This is a genomic window from Rhizobium sp. AN80A, assembly GCF_030053015.1.
GTDB classification, from domain to species: domain Bacteria; phylum Pseudomonadota; class Alphaproteobacteria; order Rhizobiales; family Rhizobiaceae; genus Rhizobium; species Rhizobium metallidurans.
Genome location: NZ_JASJPX010000003.1, coordinates 2,672,259 through 2,688,582 on the forward strand (window position 1 = coordinate 2,672,259; position 16,324 = coordinate 2,688,582).

Consider the following 16,324-nt stretch of genomic DNA (forward strand, 5'->3'; position numbering starts at 1 on the left):
TACTGATGGGAGCCTATATCCTTCGCCGCCTGCTTCTGATGATCCCGACGATTGTCGGCATCATGGCCATCTCGTTCACCGTCATCCAGTTCGCGCCGGGCGGGCCCGTCGAGCAGGTGATCGCGCAGCTGACCGGCGATGCGCAGGGGGCTGACGCCCGCCTTTCGGGCGGCGGCGGCGACCTGATGGGCTCCGGAATGGATGACGGCGGCTCGAAATATCGCGGCGCGCAGGGGCTCGATCCGGAGCTGATCAAGAAGCTCGAGAAGCAGTTCGGCTTCGACAAGCCGCCGCTGACGCGCTTCGGCGAGATGATGTGGAACTATATCCGCTTCGATTTCGGCGAGAGCTTCTTCCGCAATACGTCCGTTCTCGATCTGATCAAGGAGAAGCTGCCGGTCTCGGCCTCGCTCGGGATCTGGATCATGATCTTCTCCTACGGCATCTCCATTCCGCTCGGTATCCGCAAGGCGGTGAAGGACGGCTCGACCTTCGACGTATGGACCTCGGGCGTGATCATCATCGGCTATGCCGTTCCGAGCTTCCTGTTCGGTATCCTTTTGATCGTGCTTTTCGCCGGCGGGTCGTTCTACGACTGGTTTCCGCTGCGCGGTCTCGTCTCCGACAATTTCGACCAGCTTGCGTGGTGGCAGAAGCCGCTCGACTATTTCTGGCACCTGACGCTGCCGCTGATCTCGCTGTCGCTGGCGGCTTTCGCGACGACGACGCTGCTGACCAAGAACTCCTTCATCGAGGAGATCAAGAAGCAGTATGTGGTGACGGCGCGGGCCAAGGGGCTGAACGAGCGCAAGGTGCTCTACGGCCACGTGTTCCGCAACGCCATGCTGATCATCATCGCCGGCTTTCCCGGCGCCTTCATCTCCGCCTTCTTCACCGGCTCGCTGCTGATCGAGAACATCTTCTCGCTCGATGGACTGGGGCGGCTCGGCTATCTCTCGGTGGTCAACCGCGACTATCCGATCGTGTTCGCGACGCTCTATATCTTCTCGCTGCTCGGCCTCTTCGTCAGCCTGATCTCCGACCTGATCTACACCTGGATCGATCCGCGCATCGACTTCGAGCGGAGGGACGTGTGATGGACACCGCCGCAAAGCCCGCGACCGCCACGCCCGTGAAGCCGCCGCGCAAGGGGCTGCTCTCGCCCACCAACATCAGGCGCTGGAAGAACTTCAAGGCCAACCGGCGCGGTTTCTGGTCGCTCTGGCTGTTTCTGCTTCTCTTCGGGCTCAGCCTGTTCGCCGAATTCATCGCCAACGACCGGCCGATCATCGCCTCCTACAAGGGCGAGATCCTGTTTCCCGTGCTGGTCAACTATCCGGAGGAGAAGTTCGGCGGCTTCCTGGCCGAGACCGACTACCGCTCCGACGTGATCGCCGACGAGATCAAGGCCAATGGCTGGATGATCTGGCCGCCGATCCGCTATTCCTACCGCTCGGTCAACTCCAACATCCCGCATTCGGCGCCGACCGCGCCCTTCTGGATGATGGGCGCCGAGGAGCGATGCTCCGGCTACCCGCAAGGCGTCAACGACCCCAACTGCACCTGGAACAATCTCAACTGGCTGGGAACCGACGACCAGGCGCGCGACGTGCTTGCCCGGGTGATCTACGGCTTCCGCATCTCGGTGCTGTTCGGGCTCATCCTGACGATCTGCTCGGCCATCGTCGGCGTCAGCGCCGGCGCGATCCAGGGCTATTTCGGCGGCTGGACCGATCTTCTGCTGCAGCGCTTCATCGAGATCTGGTCGTCGATGCCGGTGCTCTACATACTCCTGATCATCGCCGCGATCCTGCCGCCGGGCTTCTTCGTGCTGCTCGGGATCATGCTGCTGTTTTCGTGGGTCGGCTTCGTCGGCGTGGTGCGCGCGGAGTTCCTGCGAGCGCGCAATTTCGAATATGTCAGGGCGGCGCGGGCGCTCGGCGTCAGCAACCGCACGATCATGTGGCGGCACCTTCTGCCGAACGCCATGGTGGCGACGCTGACCTTCCTGCCCTTCATCCTCTCCGGGTCGATCACCACGCTGACCTCGCTCGACTTCCTCGGCTTCGGCATGCCGCCCGGCTCGCCCTCGCTCGGCGAGATGATCGCCCAGGGCAAGGCCAACCTGCAGGCGCCGTGGCTGGGGCTGACGGCGTTCTTCGCGATGTCGATCATGCTGTCGCTGCTGATCTTCATCGGCGAGGCGGTGCGCGACGCGTTCGATCCGAGAAAGACCTTCGGATGAGGGCGGCCTCGTCATGGCAGGGGTTTGCGGGTAGAGTTGTGTTTTACGCAACGTTTGGAGCGTGACCGTCATGAATAAGATCGTGCGTGATCATTATCCCGTCGCCAACCTTCCCGAGGATCTGAGGGAGGGATTCGCCGATGATGCAACGGTGCGTGTTGTCGTCGAGGTCGAGGGAAAAACCAGCCTCGATCGCAACCTTTACCCTGGCCTAAGCGAGTCCCAAGACGAACCTCGAAAGCCGATGACCGCGGCCGAGCTTATCGAAAGAATTCGGGAATATCAGAGGCACCACCCAGAAGGCGTCACTACGGAAGAGGCCGTTGCGCGCATCCGGGCTTTGCGTGACGAATGGGACGATGAATGAACCCGCCGTCACATCTATATTTGGATACGAATATCTTCATCGACCTATTCGAAGGTGGCCCCGCGACCCGACAGCTCGAGACCCTGCTTATGTTGGCGCGGGACAAACAATCAGAACCTTATTTTTCCACCAGCGAACTTACGTATTCCGAACTGATCGTGAAACCCTATAAGGCGAGAGATGATGAAGCCTTGGCGGTTTACGATGACATGCTGAAAACCAGCGAATGGCTAAGCGTTTTGCCGGTGGACCGGACAATTCTTCGCTATGCGGCAATGATGCGTGCAGGGAGCGGCAATCTGAAGCTGCCTGACGCGATTCATGTCGCGACGGCCTTGCAAATCGGCTGCTCGCATTTTCTGAGCGCCGATCTGGGCATCCGCGGGCCGTACAGCTTGCCAGAAGATGCGACCGCTGCTCCTCTTGTTGTTCTCCGCCCCGACGACGCCACCCTGACCTCCCTGATCGAGAGCCTGTCCTGATGTCCGAACCCTTGCTGTCCGTCCGCAATCTTTCCGTCGCCTTCCACCAGGGTGGCGCGAGTTCCGTGGCTGTCGATGGCATTTCCTTCGACGTCAACAAGGGCGAGGTGTTGGCGCTGGTGGGAGAGTCCGGTTCGGGGAAATCGGTATCGGCCAATTCGATCCTGCGGCTGCTGCCCTACCCCTCGGCCAGCCATCCCTCCGGCGAAATCCTGTTCAAGGGCAAGGATCTGCTCAAGGCATCCGACAAGGTGCTGCGCGAGGTGCGCGGCAACGACATCACGATGATCTTCCAGGAGCCGATGACCTCGCTCAACCCGCTGCACAATATCGAGAAGCAGATCGCCGAGATCTTGGAGTTGCACCAGGGGATCAAGGGACAGGCGGCGCGCACGCGGGTGCTCGAGCTGCTCAACCAGGTTGGCATCCGCGAGCCGGAAAAGCGGCTGAAGGCCTATCCGCACGAACTCTCGGGCGGGCAGAGGCAGCGCGTGATGATCGCCATGGCGCTCGCCAACCGGCCGGAACTGCTGATCGCCGACGAGCCGACGACGGCGCTCGACGTCACCGTGCAGGCGCAGATCCTCGAACTCCTGCGGCAGCTGAAGGGTCAGCATGGGATGTCGATGCTGTTCATCACCCATGACCTCGGCATCGTGCGCAAGTTCGCCGACCGGGTCTGCGTGATGACCAAGGGCAAGATCGTCGAGACCGGGACGGTCGAGGAGGTCTTCACCAATCCGCAGCACCAGTATACCCGCCATCTGCTGGCCTCCGAGCCGCGCGGCGAGCCGCCGCTCGCCGACAGCTCCAAGCCGATCGTGATGCAGGGATCGGACATCAAGGTCTGGTTCCCGATCAAGGCGGGGCTGATGCGCAAGGTGGTGGACCACGTGAAAGCGGTCGACGGGATCGACCTGTCGCTGCGCGCCGGGCAGACGCTGGGCGTTGTCGGCGAATCCGGCTCCGGCAAGACGACGCTCGGGCTGGCGCTCACCCGGCTGATCTCCTCGCAGGGGCGGATCAGCTTCGTCGGCAAGGATATAGCCAGCTATTCATTCACCGAGATGCGGCCGCTGCGCAACCAGCTGCAGGTGGTGTTTCAGGACCCGTACGGCTCGCTCAGCCCGCGCATGTCGGTGGGCGACATCATCGCCGAGGGACTGCAGGTGCATGAGCGCGGACTTTCCTACGAGGAGCGCGACCGGCGCGTCTGCTGGGCGCTGGAGGAAGTGGGGCTCGATCCCACCACCCGCTGGCGCTATCCGCATGAATTCTCCGGCGGCCAGCGGCAGCGCATCGCGATCGCCCGCGCCATGGTGCTGAAGCCGCGTTTCGTGATGCTCGACGAGCCGACATCGGCGCTCGACATGAGCGTGCAGGCGCAGGTGGTCGATCTCCTGCGCGACCTGCAGCAGAAGCACGACCTCGCCTATCTCTTCATCAGCCACGATCTCAAGGTGGTGAAGGCGCTGGCCAACGAGGTGATCGTGATGCGCTTCGGCAAGGTCGTCGAACAGGGGCCATCGGCCGATATCTTCAGCGCGCCGAAGGACGATTACACCAAGGCGCTGATGGCGGCGGCCTTCAACATCGAGGCGCGGCCAACGCCCGCAGTGCAACACTAGCGACATCAGAGCCCGGACACCATGCCAGCCCCCATTCTCGTCGACCTCAAGTTCAATCCCGATACCGTCGAACGCATCCTGAAGACCGCCTTTCTCGATCGCGGCAGCGTCAATGTCGCCGATCCCGAGACAAGGAGCCGGGATCTTTCCGGTCTCGACTACGCGCTTCTGTGGAAGCCGGATGCCGATCTGTTTTCGCGGGCGCCGAACCTGAAGGTGATCTTTTCCGGCGGCGCCGGCGTCGACAGCTTCATGAACCTGCCCGGCCTTCCCGACGTGCCGATCGTCCGCTTCGTCGACCACAGCCTGACGACGCGGATGAGCGAATGGGTTGTCATGCAGTGCCTGATGCATCAACGCGGGCAGAGCAAGCACGACCGGCTGCAGCGCCGGCGCGAATGGGGCCGCGACGTGGCGCCGGAGGCATCGGAACTGACTGTCGGCGTCATGGGGCTGGGCGTGCTTGGTCAGGATGCTGTCAAGAAGCTGAAAATCATGGGCTTCAACGTCATCGGCTGGTCGCGCACAGCCAAGCAGATCGAGGGCATCGAGACCTTCGACGCGGGCGGGCTCGATGCCTTTCTTTCGAAGACCGACATCCTCGTCGGCCTGCTGCCGCTGACGCCGGAGACAACGAAGTTCTACAACACCGCGCTGTTTTCCAGGCTGCGCCAGGGCGGCGCGCTGCAAAAGCCCGTGTTCATCAATGCCGGGCGCGGCAAGAGCCAGGTCGAAGCCGATATCGTCTCGGCGATCGAGACCGAGGTGCTCGGCGGCGCCTCCCTCGATGTCTTCGAGGTAGAGCCGCTGCCTTCGGAAAGCCCGCTCTGGGATCTGCCAAACGTGTTCATCACGCCGCATGATGCCGCGAGTTCGGAGGAGAACGCGCTGTTTCGGCATGTGGAGCGGCAGATCGCCCGCTTCGAACGCGGCGAACCGCTGCAATATGTGGTCGACCGCGGCCGCGGCTACTGAAGCGGAATGCGCCCCCCGGGGAACCATCGTGCCGGGTAACCGTTTGTTTCCAGTGGTTTTGGAGCATGCCCGGCAGCATGCGACATCTGGCAAGGAGGCACGCATGGCGCAGCAGATGCGAAGAGAATGGGTAAAGACCGATGGCGCGCTGCATGAAGAGCAGCAGATCGATCCCGTCAAGGCAAAGCAGGGCCACACCGGCCGGCGTATCCTGACGCTTCTGGTCGTGGCGCTGGTCCTCGCCTTTCTGGTCTGGATTCCGGTGGAAATCTGGGGCCAGCGTCAGGCAACCGACGTGGCGCCGCAGCAGCCCGGCCAGCAGCTTCAATCCGAGCAGCCGGCGCCCGCCAAGCCCTCGCCTTCGCTGCAGAACGGCACCGCCGTTCCGACGGAGACACCCGCGACCCCGGGCAGCCAGCCGCCAGCCCCGGCGACCGCGCAGTAGGCCCGCGCACTGGAACGTACCAATGGAAGGCACCCTCCGCAAAACCATGCGAGAGGGTGCTTTTGACCGCGCGTGTCCGTCCGCGCAGGCATTTGTTCTGGACATTGCCGGCCGAGTTTTCGATAAGAAACAGCACAGGCCGGTTGTCCTGCGCCGGTTTCGGCGCCCGCACCCGGATTGGATAGGGTGGATTCGATGGCGAAGACAGATATTGCACGGCGCGTTTACAACCACGCTTGGAAACTCGATCCCATCGTCCGCAGCCTGATCGACACGGACTTCTACAAGCTGTTGATGCTGCAGATGATCTGGAAGCTCTATCCAGAGGTCAACGCCACCTTCACCGTCATCAACCGCACCAAGCGCGTGCTGCTTGCCGAGGAGATCGACGAAGGGGAACTGCGCGCGCAGCTCGACCATGCGCGCACGCTCAGGCTCTCCAAGAAAGAGATGATCTGGCTGGCGGGTAACAGCTTCTACGGCCGCGCGCAGATCTTCGAGCCCGAATTCCTGGCCTGGCTGTCGCATTTCCAGCTGCCGGAATACGAGCTTTCGAAGCGCGACGGGCAGTACCGGCTCGATTTCCACGGCTCCTGGAAGGAGACCACGATGTGGGAGATCCCGGCGCTCGCGATCATCAACGAGCTGCGCTCGCGCTCGGCGCTGCGCGCGCTCGGGCCGTTCACGCTCGACGTGCTCTATGCCCGCGCCAAGGCGCGCATGTGGGAGAAGGTCGAGCGGCTGCGGGAATTGCCGGGCCTGCGCATCTCCGACTTCGGCACGCGGCGGCGCCATAGCTTCCTCTGGCAGCGCTGGTGCGTCGAGGCCTTGAAGGAAGGCATCGGCCCGGGCTTCACCGGCACCAGCAACGTTCTGCTCGCCATGGACAACGATCTCGAGGCCGTCGGCACCAACGCGCATGAGCTGCCCATGGTGGCGGCCGCCTTGGCCGAGACCGACGAGGAGCTGCGCAATGCGCCCTACAAGGTGCTGCGCGACTGGAACACGCTTTACGGCGGCAACCTTCTGATCGTGCTTCCCGATGCCTTCGGCACGGCGGCCTTCCTGCGCGACGCGCCGGAATGGGTGGCCGACTGGACCGGCTTTCGCCCCGACAGCGCGCCGCCGATCGAGGGCGGCGAGAAGATCATCGAGTGGTGGAAGAAGATGGGGCGCGATCCCCGGCAGAAGATGCTGATCTTCTCCGACGGGATGGATGTCGATGCGATCATCGACACCTACAAGCATTTCGAGGGCCGCGTGCGCATGAGCTTCGGCTGGGGCACCAACCTCACCAACGACTTCGCCGGCTGCGCGCCGACCGAGATCTCCGGCCTCAACCCGATCTCGATCGTCTGCAAGGTGAGCGACGCCAACGGGCGCCCGGCCGTCAAGCTCTCCGACAATCCGCAAAAGGCCACGGGCGAACCGGAAGAGGTGCAGCGCTACCTCAAATTCTTCGGCACCGAGGATCTGGTCGAGCAGGCCGTGCTGGTCTGAGACGCATTTTTACTGCGGATGTGTATGGAACGAGGGAACGGCCACGTGATCTCGTGACAGCGACGTGACGTCAATCTGCCGCCCGACCCCGTTCTTAAGTTAACGGCGGTCGCGTTCCGAGGCTGCGTTTACAGGATATTGGCGCGGATGCAAGGCAGCATGCCGCGCATGATTGCTGATCAGGCTGAATTTACTGCCGCAACAATTGCATTGTTTATGTAGCAGAATAGTTGGTCAGACACGCGTTCGTATTCGGCCTGCTCGGCGCCATCGAAACCCATGTCATTCCATGATCCCATACCGCCGAATACCGATGCACTTTGACACGCGTCTAGTATCAATTCGGCTTCTTTGGACAGCAAACCATCTCGAGATATGTCCTGATGATAGCCGTGCTTGTTCCCCGAACGCAAAGTGTCCAGTGCTTTTGCAAAAGCCTCTGTAAATCCACCGCAGTTATTTCTTTCGGAAAAGCTATGAATTTCCTCTAGGCTTCTCTCAAGAGCATCTGTGACATTGCGAATTGGCAGCGCCCCATCCCTGGGTGTCTTCCCAGTCGAGACCATCGCGTAAGTAACCCGCCAAATTCTTCGTTCCGGCGCGTTTTGATTCCAAACCTGCCAGCGCGCTACCCAATACTCGCTTTTATCGTTGGGCAGCAAAACCTCTATTCCCCAACGTCCACCGCCGCCAACGAAGCCGGCAGACATTCTATCATCGGTAGCTGAGCTGCTTTGCGGCGAGTAAGCCAACTTGAGCGATTTGGCATTCTTGCCCGTGAGGTATTCGAACCAATCATCGGGGGTCGACGCAATTTCCTTTTCTTTAACCTTGCCAAAGAAACTTCTTTTGAAAACGACGAAACTTATCTCGTCGCAAAACTTGCAGGTCGAATTGGAGGGAAAAAACGACGGAACGCCACCATTCTTTAAATGCGCGTTGCCGTGACAAGCTAGCGCAGCCAATTGCGCGACCGTTCCATTCATAAATCAGCTCTTTGGAGGCTAAAATTTCTGTCAAAAATTCGAAAAAAATAAAATGGCGGACAAGGTGGGATTCGAACCCACGGTACGCTTTCACGTACACACGCGTTCCAGGCGTGCGCCTTAAACCACTCGGCCACCTGTCCTGCTGCTTGATTTGGACCCTTGGGCGCAAATCGTTGGAACGGCGCGATATATACCGAGGAATTTTCAGGGATCAACCTAAATCTAACAGTTTTTTGACTTCTTCCAGCAAAAGTGCCGGAAAGCGGTCCATTGCGGTTCCGGCGGCGGGGCACTAGTGTCCGATGTCGTGGAGAGTGGGCGCAACTGGCCGGGTGAAACCCGGCGGATCGGTGGCGGAGAGAGTAATGCGTTTCCTTTTGCGTTTGGCGAGCCTGATCGCGCTGGCAGTCGCGGTGATCGCCGGGACGATCGACAGCATACAGTCGGTGGCGGCATCCTCGGTGGTCATCACGCCGATGGGCGATGCCTGGCAGGACATGAATGCATCGTCCTTCGAGGCGCTGCAATCGACCGTCGCCTACTATATCCATCCGCGCGTCTACACGCTGGGCTTCCAGTGGCTGATGATGCAGCCGGCTTTCGCGGTATTCCTCGTGCTGTCGCTGATCCTGTGGATGGCGGGGTACAAGAAGCCGCCGGTGGCGGGGCGTTTCGCGGCATAGGCGACGGCGTGATCGAGGCGTCCATTGCCCGCTTTTTTGCTACCTGACGTGGCGGCGACAGCCGTTAAGCGGGAATGCGCGCACGATATCCAGGGCGGACCCGGCGTGACCGGCAGCGAATGGCGACGTCTCGACTGGCTAGAAAAATCGCATTTTGGCGTTGATTTTGCGCAAAAAAAGATTGCCGTGGCCGGTTTTTACGCAGTGTCGTCAAATTTTTACCAGTCGAAAAATTTCCCGTGAGTTTTTTTTCACGCCATGCAAGGATGCGGCAAGCCAGCCTCCGGGGGGAGGTCGGCGGTTCCGCAGACATGCCTGAAAACGGGCTTGCGGGAGGACCCCTAACAAATAGCAACAACAGGGCTGCACAATGAAAAAATCCCTTCTCGCTCTCCTCGCCGTGGCTGCCATGTCCACGACGGCGCTTGCTGCCGACGTCAAGCCGGCACTGGTCTACGGCACCGGCGGAAAGTTCGACAAGTCATTCAACGAAGCCGCCTACAATGGCGCCGAGCAGTTCAAGAAGGAAACCGGTATCGCCTACCGCGATTTCGAGCCGACCGGCGACACCCAGGGCGAACAGGCCATCCGCAATTTCGCAAGCCGCGGCTTCAACCCCGTTGTCGCCGTCTCGTTTGCATGGACCTCGGCGATCGAGAAGGTCGCGGCTGAATTCCCCGACACCAAGTTCATCATCGTCGACGCCGTGGTCGACAAGCCGAACGTCCGCTCGGTCGTCTACAAGGAAGAAGAAGGCTCCTTCCTGGTCGGCGTTCTCGCCGGCATGGCATCCAAGACCGGCAAGGTCGGCTTCGTCGGCGGCATGGACATTCCGCTGATCCGCAAGTTCGAATGTGGCTACGCGCAGGGCGCGCGCGCCGCCAATGCCAAGGTCGAGGTGTTCCAGAACATGACCGGCACGACGGGTGCGGCCTGGAACGATCCGGTTCGCGGCGGTGAGCTGACCAAGAACCAGATCGACCAGGGTGCCGACGTGATCTACGCGGCAGCCGGCGCCACCGGTCTTGGCGTGCTGCAGACGGCCGCCGACAACAAGAAGTTCTCGATCGGCGTCGACAGCAACCAGAACTACCTGCATCCGGGCTCGGTGCTGACCTCGATGGTCAAGCGCGTCGACCTCGCCGTCTACAACGCCTACACCGACACCAAGAACGACAAGTTCAGTGCCGGCGTGCAGTCGCTCGGCGTCAAGGAAGACGGTGTGTCGGCCGCCATCGACGACAACAACAAGGCGCTGATCACGCCTGAAATGCTGGCCGCCGTCGAAAAGGCCAAGGCTGATATCATCGCGGGAACCGTCAAGGTTCACGATTACACCTCGGACAACTCCTGCCCGAAGTGATCCGCGCCTGAAATTGGGCGTATGGCGGACGTGATTTCCGCCATACGCCCTTTTCGTATCTGGAGCCTGCTGTGACTGACACGCCCGCTATCGAACTTGTGGGCATCGACAAGAAATTCGGTGCCGTCCACGCCAACAAAGACATCAACCTCACGGTCGCCAAGGGGTCCATCCACGGCATCATCGGGGAAAACGGAGCCGGAAAATCGACGCTGATGTCGATCATCTACGGCTTCTACCACGCCGACCAGGGCGAGATCCGGGTCAACGGCCAGGCCGTGACGATCAAGGACAGCCAGACGGCGATCTCGACGGGAATCGGCATGGTGCACCAGCACTTCATGCTGGTCGACAATTTCACGGTGCTCGAGAACATCATGCTCGGCGCCGAGGGCGGAGCGCTGCTCGCAAGAGGCGTGGCGTCCGCTCGCGCCGAGCTGAAGCGGCTGGAAAAGGAATACGGCCTCGAGGTCAACCCGGATGCGCTGATCGAGCAGCTCCCCGTCGGCCTGCAGCAGCGCGTCGAAATCCTGAAGGCCATGTATCGCGGCGCCGAGATCCTGATCCTCGACGAGCCCACGGGCGTGCTGACGCCGGCCGAGGCCGACCACCTGTTCCGGATCCTGAAAGTGCTGCGCGACCAGGGCAAGACGGTCATTCTCATCACCCACAAGCTGCGCGAGATCATGGCGATCACCGACACGGTGTCGGTGATGCGCCGTGGCGAGATGGTCGCCAGCCGCAAGACCGCGGAGACGACGGTCGAGGAACTGGCGGAGCTGATGGTCGGCCGCCGCGTGCTGCTGCGCGTGCAGAAGGGCGAGGCCAATCCCGGCAAGGTCATCCTGTCGGTGCGCAATCTGACGGTGAAGGACGACCGCGGCGTCGTGATGGTCGACAACGTGTCGTTCGACGTGCGGGCCGGCGAGATCGTCGGCGTGGCCGGTGTCGCCGGCAACGGGCAGTCGGAGCTTCTCGAAGCCATCGCGGGCATCCGCAAGCCGCATTCGGGCGAGATCCTGCTCGATGGCGAGACGATCGACAAGGCCGACCCGGCGCGGCTGCGCGAACTCGGCCTGGCGCATATCCCCGAGGACCGCCATCATATGGGCCTGGTGCTGAAGTTCGAGGAATACGAGAACTCGGTGCTCGGCTATCACCGCAAGCCTGAATACAGCAAGGGCCCGCTGCTCGATCTCGAAGCGATCCGCAAGGACGCGATGGAGAAGATCGAGAAATACGACATCCGGCCGCCGAACCCACGGCTGAAGACCGCGAACTTCTCCGGCGGCAACCAGCAGAAGATCGTCGTCGCCCGCGAAATCGAGCGCGATCCGACGGCGCTGATCATCGGCCAGCCGACGCGCGGCGTCGACATCGGCGCCATCGAATTCATTCACCGCCGGATCATCGAGATGCGCGACGCGGGCAAGGCGATCCTGCTCGTCTCCGTCGAGCTCGACGAAATCCGCGCCCTTTCAGACCGTATCCTTGTCATGTTCGCCGGCCATGTCGTCGGTGAGAAGACGCCCGATGCCGGTGAACAGACCCTCGGCCTGATGATGGCCGGCATTGCCGCGTGAGGCCTTGATGAGCACTGCTTCCATTCCCCTTCCCCGCTGGATCAACTACGGCCTCATTCCGATCCTGAACCTTGTCACCGCCTTCCTGATATCAGGCTTCGTCGTCTGGCTGATCGGCGAGAGCCCGCTCGGCGCGCTGCAGCTCTTGATCGAAGGCGCGCTCGGGAGCGGCGAAGGCATCGGCTTTACGCTGTACTACGCCACCAGCTTCATCTTCACCGGCCTTTCGGTGGCGGTCGCCATCCATGCCGGGCTGTTCAACATCGGCTCCGAGGGCCAGGCCTATCTCGGCGGTCTCGGCTGCGCGCTGGTGGCGCTGTCGCTCGACAAGTTCGTGCCGTGGTACGTGACCATGCCGGTCGCGGTGATCGGCGCCGGCCTGTTCGGCGCCGCCTGGGCCTTCATTCCGGCCTGGCTGCAGGCCAAGCGCGGCAGCCATATCGTCATCACCACGATCATGTTCAACTATATCGGCGCGGCGCTGATGGTCTATCTCTTGGTGCACGTGCTGATCGTGCCGGGCAAGATGGCGCCGGAAACCCGCACCTTCCTCGAAGGCGGACAGTTGCCGAAGCTCGGCTGGATCATGGACATGTTCGGCGCCAAGCTGGGGGCTGCGCCCTTCAACGTCTCCTTCATCATCGCGCTGGTGGCGGCCTGGTTCGTCTGGCTGCTGATCTGGCGCACCAAGCTCGGCTTCGAAATGCGTACGCTCGGCGTCAGCCCGAGTGCCGCGGCCTACGCCGGCATTCCCTATGCGCGCATCGTCATCATCGCCATGCTGCTTTCGGGCGCGCTGGCCGGCATGATGGCGCTCAACCCCGTGATGGGCTCGTCGGCCCGCCTGCAGGTCGAGTTCGTCGGCGGCGCCGGCTTCGTCGGCATCGCGGTGTCGCTGATGGGGCGCAACCATCCCGTCGGCATCGTGCTCTCGGCGATCCTGTTCGGCATCCTCTACCAGGGTGGTGACTGGATCTCGTTCGAGATGCCCAACATCACCCGCGAGATGATCCTTGTCATCCAGGGTCTGGTGATCCTGTTCGCAGGCGCGCTCGAATACATGTACCGGCCGGCGATGGTGCGCCTCTACCAACAGTTCAAGCGGGCTTAAGGAGAGCGACGATGGAATATTACGACATCTTCATCAGCGTTCTGAGCTCCACGATCCGCCTGTCGATCCCGCTGATCTTCACGGCGCTGGCAGGCCTGTTTTCCGAGCGCGCCGGCGTGTTCGACATCGGGCTCGAGGGCAAGATGCTGGGCTCGGCCTTCGCCGCCGCCTGCGTCGCCTATCTCACCGGCTCGCCGTGGCTGGGGCTCGGCGCCGGCATCGTCTGCTCGGTCGCATTGAGCTTCGTGCACGGCTTCGCCTCGATCACCAACCGCGGCAACCAGATCATCTCCGGCGTCGCGATCAACTTCTTCGTGGCCGGGATCACCATCGTCCTCGGCCAGGCCTGGTTCGGCCAGGGCGGACGCACGCCGCAGCTTGCGGGCGACGCCCGCTTCACGCCGATCACGCTTCCGGGCGCCGACATCATGCGCGAGGTGCCCTTGATCGGGCCGCTCTATGCCAACGTCATCTCCGGCAACAACATCCTCACCTACCTCGCCTTCCTGGCGGTGCCGCTCTCGTGGTGGATCCTCTACCGCACGCGCTTCGGTCTTCGTCTGCGCGCCGTCGGCGAGAATCCTGGTGCCGTCGATACCGCCGGCATCTCGGTGACGTGGCTGCGCTACCGCGCCGTCGTCTGCGCCGGCATTCTCTGCGGCTTCGCCGGCACCTATCTGGCGATCGCGCAATCGGCGGCGTTCATCAAGGACATGTCGGCCGGCAAGGGCTATATCGCGCTCGCCGCGCTCGTCTTCGCCAAGTGGAAGCCGGTGCCCGTCATGTTCGCCTGCCTGCTGTTCGGCTTCCTCGACGCGCTCGGCAATTTCATGCAGGGCAAGCCGATCCCCGGGATCGGCGAGGTTCCGGTGCAGATCTTCCAGGCCCTGCCCTACATCCTCACCTGCGTGCTGCTCGCGGGCTTCATCGGCAAAGCCATCCCGCCGAAGGCCGGCGGCACACCCTATGTCAAGGAGCGCTAAGACCATGTCCCACGACCTCTTCGAAGCCGCCCGCGGCGCCATGGCGTTCGCCCACGCGCCCTATTCGAAATTCCCCGTCGGTGCTGCGATCCGCGCCGAGGATGGCAAGGTCTATACCGGCGCCAATATCGAGAACCTCTCCTTCCCTCAAGGCTGGTGCGCCGAGCCGACGGCGATCAGCGCCATGATCATGGGCGGGGCGAAGAAGATCGTCGAGATGGCCGTGATCGCCGAGAAGCTGCCGCTCTGCCCGCCCTGCGGCGGCTGCCGCCAGAAGATCTCGGAATTCGCCTCCAAGGAGACCAGGATCTATCTCTGCGACGAAGCAGGCGTGCAGAAGACCATGACCATGGACGAACTGCTTCCCTTCAGCTTCGAGACGGAACTCTGATGCAGGCGGCGCTCGACCTGCTGAAGGCGCGGCTCGGCGGGCTGTCGCCGCGCTACGGCGTCATCCTCGGCTCCGGGCTCGGCTCGCTGGTGGCGGAGCTCAAGGATGCGGTCAGGATCGCCTATCAGGATATACCGGGCTTTCCCGTCAGCGCCGTCTCGGGCCACGCCGGTGAAGTGGTCGCCGGTACGCTTGGCGGCGTGCCCGTGGTCATGCTGTCGGGGCGCGTGCATTTCTACGAGAAGGGCGACGCGAGTGCCATGCGGCTGCCGATCGAGGTGCTGAAGGGGCTCGGCGTCGAAGCGCTGATCCTGACGAATTCGGCGGGATCGCTGCGCGAGGATCTTTCGCCCGGATCGGTGATGCGGATCACCGACCACATCAACTATTCCGGCATCAACCCGCTGATCGGCGAGGAGAGCGACCGCCGTTTCGTGGGCATGACCAACGCCTACGATGCCGGGCTCGCGGAGGCGATGCGGCGGGCGGCGGAGAAGACCGGCACCGACCTTTCGCAGGGCGTCTACATGTGGTTTTCGGGCCCGAGCTTCGAGACGCCGGCGGAAATCCGCATGGCGCGCATTCTCGGCGCCGACGCGGTGGGCATGTCGACAGTACCCGAGGTGATCATCGCCCGAATGCTCGACATGAGGGTTGCGGCTGCTTCCGTTATCACCAACTATGGGGCGGGAATGACCGGTTCGGAACTGAGCCACGACGAAACCAAGGAGATGGCGCCCATCGGCGGTGCCCGTCTTGCCGCCATCCTGAAAGAGATGATCGCGGCCGGAGGAAATGGACCATGAGCAATCACTCGCTGAAGGAAACGGCGGCGGTGGCGCTGTCGCTGCTTGACCTCACCAATCTCAAGGACGACTGCACGGAGGCGCAGATCGAGGCCCTGTGCGCGCGGGCGCAGACGCCCTACGGCAACAGTGCCGCCATCTGCATCTGGCCGCGCTTCGTGGCGCATGCGCGCTCGATCCTCGGCAGCGGCCATCCCGTCAGGATCGCCACCGTCGTCAACTTCCCCTCCGGCGACATGGAGGTCGCCGACGTGGCGGCGGAGACGCGCGAGGCGATCGCCGATGGCGCCGACGAGATCGACCTCGTCATCCCCTATCGCAAGTTCATCGCCGGCAGCGGCCGGGCCGTCACAGACATGGTGGCCGCCGTGCGCGCCGAATGCGGCGACGCGGTGCTTTTGAAGGTGATCCTCGAGACCGGCGAGATCAAGGATGCGGCGATGATCCGCCGCGCCTCCGAACTGGCGATCGAGGCCGGCGCCGACTTCATCAAGACCTCGACCGGCAAGGTGTCCGTCAACGCCACGCTGGAGGCCGCCGACATCATGCTTCGGGCCATCCGCCAGAGCGGCCGCAAGGTCGGCTTCAAGCCCGCCGGCGGTATCGCCTCGGTGGCGGATGCGGCACTTTATCTCAGCCTCGCCGAGACGATCATGACGCCCGACTGGGCAATGCCCTCGACCTTCCGCTTCGGTGCTTCCGGCGTGCTCGACGATATCCTTGCGGTTCTTTCCGGCACGCAATCGGCACCGGCGACCGCCGCGAGCTACTGA

18 protein-coding genes and 1 tRNA gene are annotated in these 16,324 nt (G+C 62.5%); 17 read left to right on the forward strand and 2 right to left on the reverse strand.

Features of this window, described 5'->3' with window-relative positions; genetic code table 11:
• Nucleotides 1-5 precede the first annotated feature (5 nt).
• The 8 genes from P3R82_RS24865 to pncB all read left to right on the forward strand — a co-directional run bounded on the left by P3R82_RS24865 (nt 6) and on the right by pncB (nt 7,642).
• Nucleotides 6-1,097, forward strand: coding sequence for a microcin C ABC transporter permease YejB (locus tag P3R82_RS24865; protein WP_183900699.1), 1,092 nt, complete (start codon nt 6-8; stop codon nt 1,095-1,097).
• On the forward strand, nt 1,097-2,245 hold the full coding sequence (locus tag P3R82_RS24870) for an ABC transporter permease (RefSeq protein ID WP_283195720.1): 1,149 nt from the start codon (nt 1,097-1,099) through the stop codon (nt 2,243-2,245). The genes P3R82_RS24865 and P3R82_RS24870 overlap by 1 nt, the downstream gene beginning before the upstream one ends.
• 70 nt (nt 2,246-2,315) lie before the next feature.
• The gene (locus P3R82_RS24875; RefSeq protein WP_283195721.1) at nt 2,316-2,612 is read left to right on the forward strand and encodes a hypothetical protein; all 297 of its coding nucleotides are present in this window, start codon (nt 2,316-2,318) and stop codon (nt 2,610-2,612) included.
• Nucleotides 2,609-3,094: a PIN domain-containing protein gene (locus tag P3R82_RS24880; protein WP_283195722.1), complete on the forward strand. Its 486-nt coding sequence runs from the start codon at nt 2,609-2,611 to the stop codon at nt 3,092-3,094. The genes P3R82_RS24875 and P3R82_RS24880 overlap by 4 nt, the downstream gene beginning before the upstream one ends.
• Nucleotides 3,094-4,722, forward strand: a complete 1,629-nt coding sequence (locus P3R82_RS24885) for an ABC transporter ATP-binding protein (RefSeq protein WP_283195723.1) — start codon at nt 3,094-3,096, stop codon at nt 4,720-4,722. Before P3R82_RS24880 ends, P3R82_RS24885 begins: the two co-directional genes overlap by 1 nt.
• A gap of 21 nt (nt 4,723-4,743) precedes the next feature.
• Nucleotides 4,744-5,697 carry a glyoxylate/hydroxypyruvate reductase A gene (locus P3R82_RS24890; RefSeq protein WP_283195724.1) on the forward strand — a complete coding sequence of 318 codons (954 nt, stop codon included), beginning with the start codon at nt 4,744-4,746 and terminating at the stop codon, nt 5,695-5,697.
• A gap of 103 nt (nt 5,698-5,800) precedes the next feature.
• A complete protein-coding gene (locus P3R82_RS24895) occupies nt 5,801-6,142 on the forward strand; it encodes a hypothetical protein (protein WP_183900705.1) in 342 nt (113 codons plus the stop codon).
• Between the two features lie 195 nt (nt 6,143-6,337).
• On the forward strand, nt 6,338-7,642 hold the full coding sequence (gene pncB, locus P3R82_RS24900; RefSeq protein WP_183900706.1) for a nicotinate phosphoribosyltransferase: 1,305 nt from the start codon (nt 6,338-6,340) through the stop codon (nt 7,640-7,642).
• Nucleotides 7,643-7,821: 179 nt separating this feature from the next.
• Here pncB and P3R82_RS24905 read toward each other — a convergent pair whose 3' ends face one another.
• Together P3R82_RS24905 and P3R82_RS24910 are read right to left on the reverse strand one after the other, a co-directional pair.
• Entirely contained in the window at nt 7,822-8,628 is an 807-nt protein-coding gene (locus P3R82_RS24905) for a hypothetical protein (protein WP_283195725.1), read from the reverse strand.
• A 53-nt stretch (nt 8,629-8,681) separates the two neighbouring features.
• A tRNA-Ser gene (locus tag P3R82_RS24910) sits at nt 8,682-8,771 on the reverse strand.
• 225 nt (nt 8,772-8,996) lie between these two features.
• On the opposite strand from P3R82_RS24910, the gene P3R82_RS24915 reads away from it, so the two are divergent.
• From P3R82_RS24915 to deoC, 9 genes are all read left to right on the forward strand, one after another.
• The gene (locus tag P3R82_RS24915; RefSeq protein WP_183900725.1) at nt 8,997-9,314 is read left to right on the forward strand and encodes a hypothetical protein; all 318 of its coding nucleotides are present in this window, start codon (nt 8,997-8,999) and stop codon (nt 9,312-9,314) included.
• Nucleotides 9,315-9,338: 24 nt separating this feature from the next.
• A complete protein-coding gene (locus P3R82_RS24920; protein ID WP_283195726.1) occupies nt 9,339-9,557 on the forward strand; it encodes a hypothetical protein in 219 nt (72 codons plus the stop codon).
• Nucleotides 9,558-9,684: 127 nt separating this feature from the next.
• Nucleotides 9,685-10,677: a BMP family ABC transporter substrate-binding protein gene (locus P3R82_RS24925; RefSeq protein ID WP_183900726.1), complete on the forward strand. Its 993-nt coding sequence runs from the start codon at nt 9,685-9,687 to the stop codon at nt 10,675-10,677.
• 71 nt (nt 10,678-10,748) lie between these two features.
• Nucleotides 10,749-12,260, forward strand: coding sequence for an ABC transporter ATP-binding protein (locus P3R82_RS24930; protein WP_283195727.1), 1,512 nt, complete (start codon nt 10,749-10,751; stop codon nt 12,258-12,260).
• Nucleotides 12,261-12,267: 7 nt separating this feature from the next.
• On the forward strand, nt 12,268-13,371 hold the full coding sequence (locus P3R82_RS24935; protein WP_183900728.1) for an ABC transporter permease: 1,104 nt from the start codon (nt 12,268-12,270) through the stop codon (nt 13,369-13,371).
• An 11-nt stretch (nt 13,372-13,382) separates the two neighbouring features.
• On the forward strand, nt 13,383-14,354 hold the full coding sequence (locus P3R82_RS24940; protein ID WP_283195728.1) for an ABC transporter permease: 972 nt from the start codon (nt 13,383-13,385) through the stop codon (nt 14,352-14,354).
• Nucleotides 14,355-14,358: 4 nt separating this feature from the next.
• Entirely contained in the window at nt 14,359-14,745 is a 387-nt protein-coding gene (locus P3R82_RS24945) for a cytidine deaminase (RefSeq protein WP_037188430.1), read from the forward strand.
• Nucleotides 14,745-15,551, forward strand: coding sequence for a purine-nucleoside phosphorylase (locus P3R82_RS24950; RefSeq protein WP_283195729.1), 807 nt, complete (start codon nt 14,745-14,747; stop codon nt 15,549-15,551). Before P3R82_RS24945 ends, P3R82_RS24950 begins: the two co-directional genes overlap by 1 nt.
• On the forward strand, nt 15,548-16,324 hold the full coding sequence (gene deoC / locus P3R82_RS24955; RefSeq protein WP_283195730.1) for a deoxyribose-phosphate aldolase: 777 nt from the start codon (nt 15,548-15,550) through the stop codon (nt 16,322-16,324). The genes P3R82_RS24950 and deoC overlap by 4 nt, the downstream gene beginning before the upstream one ends.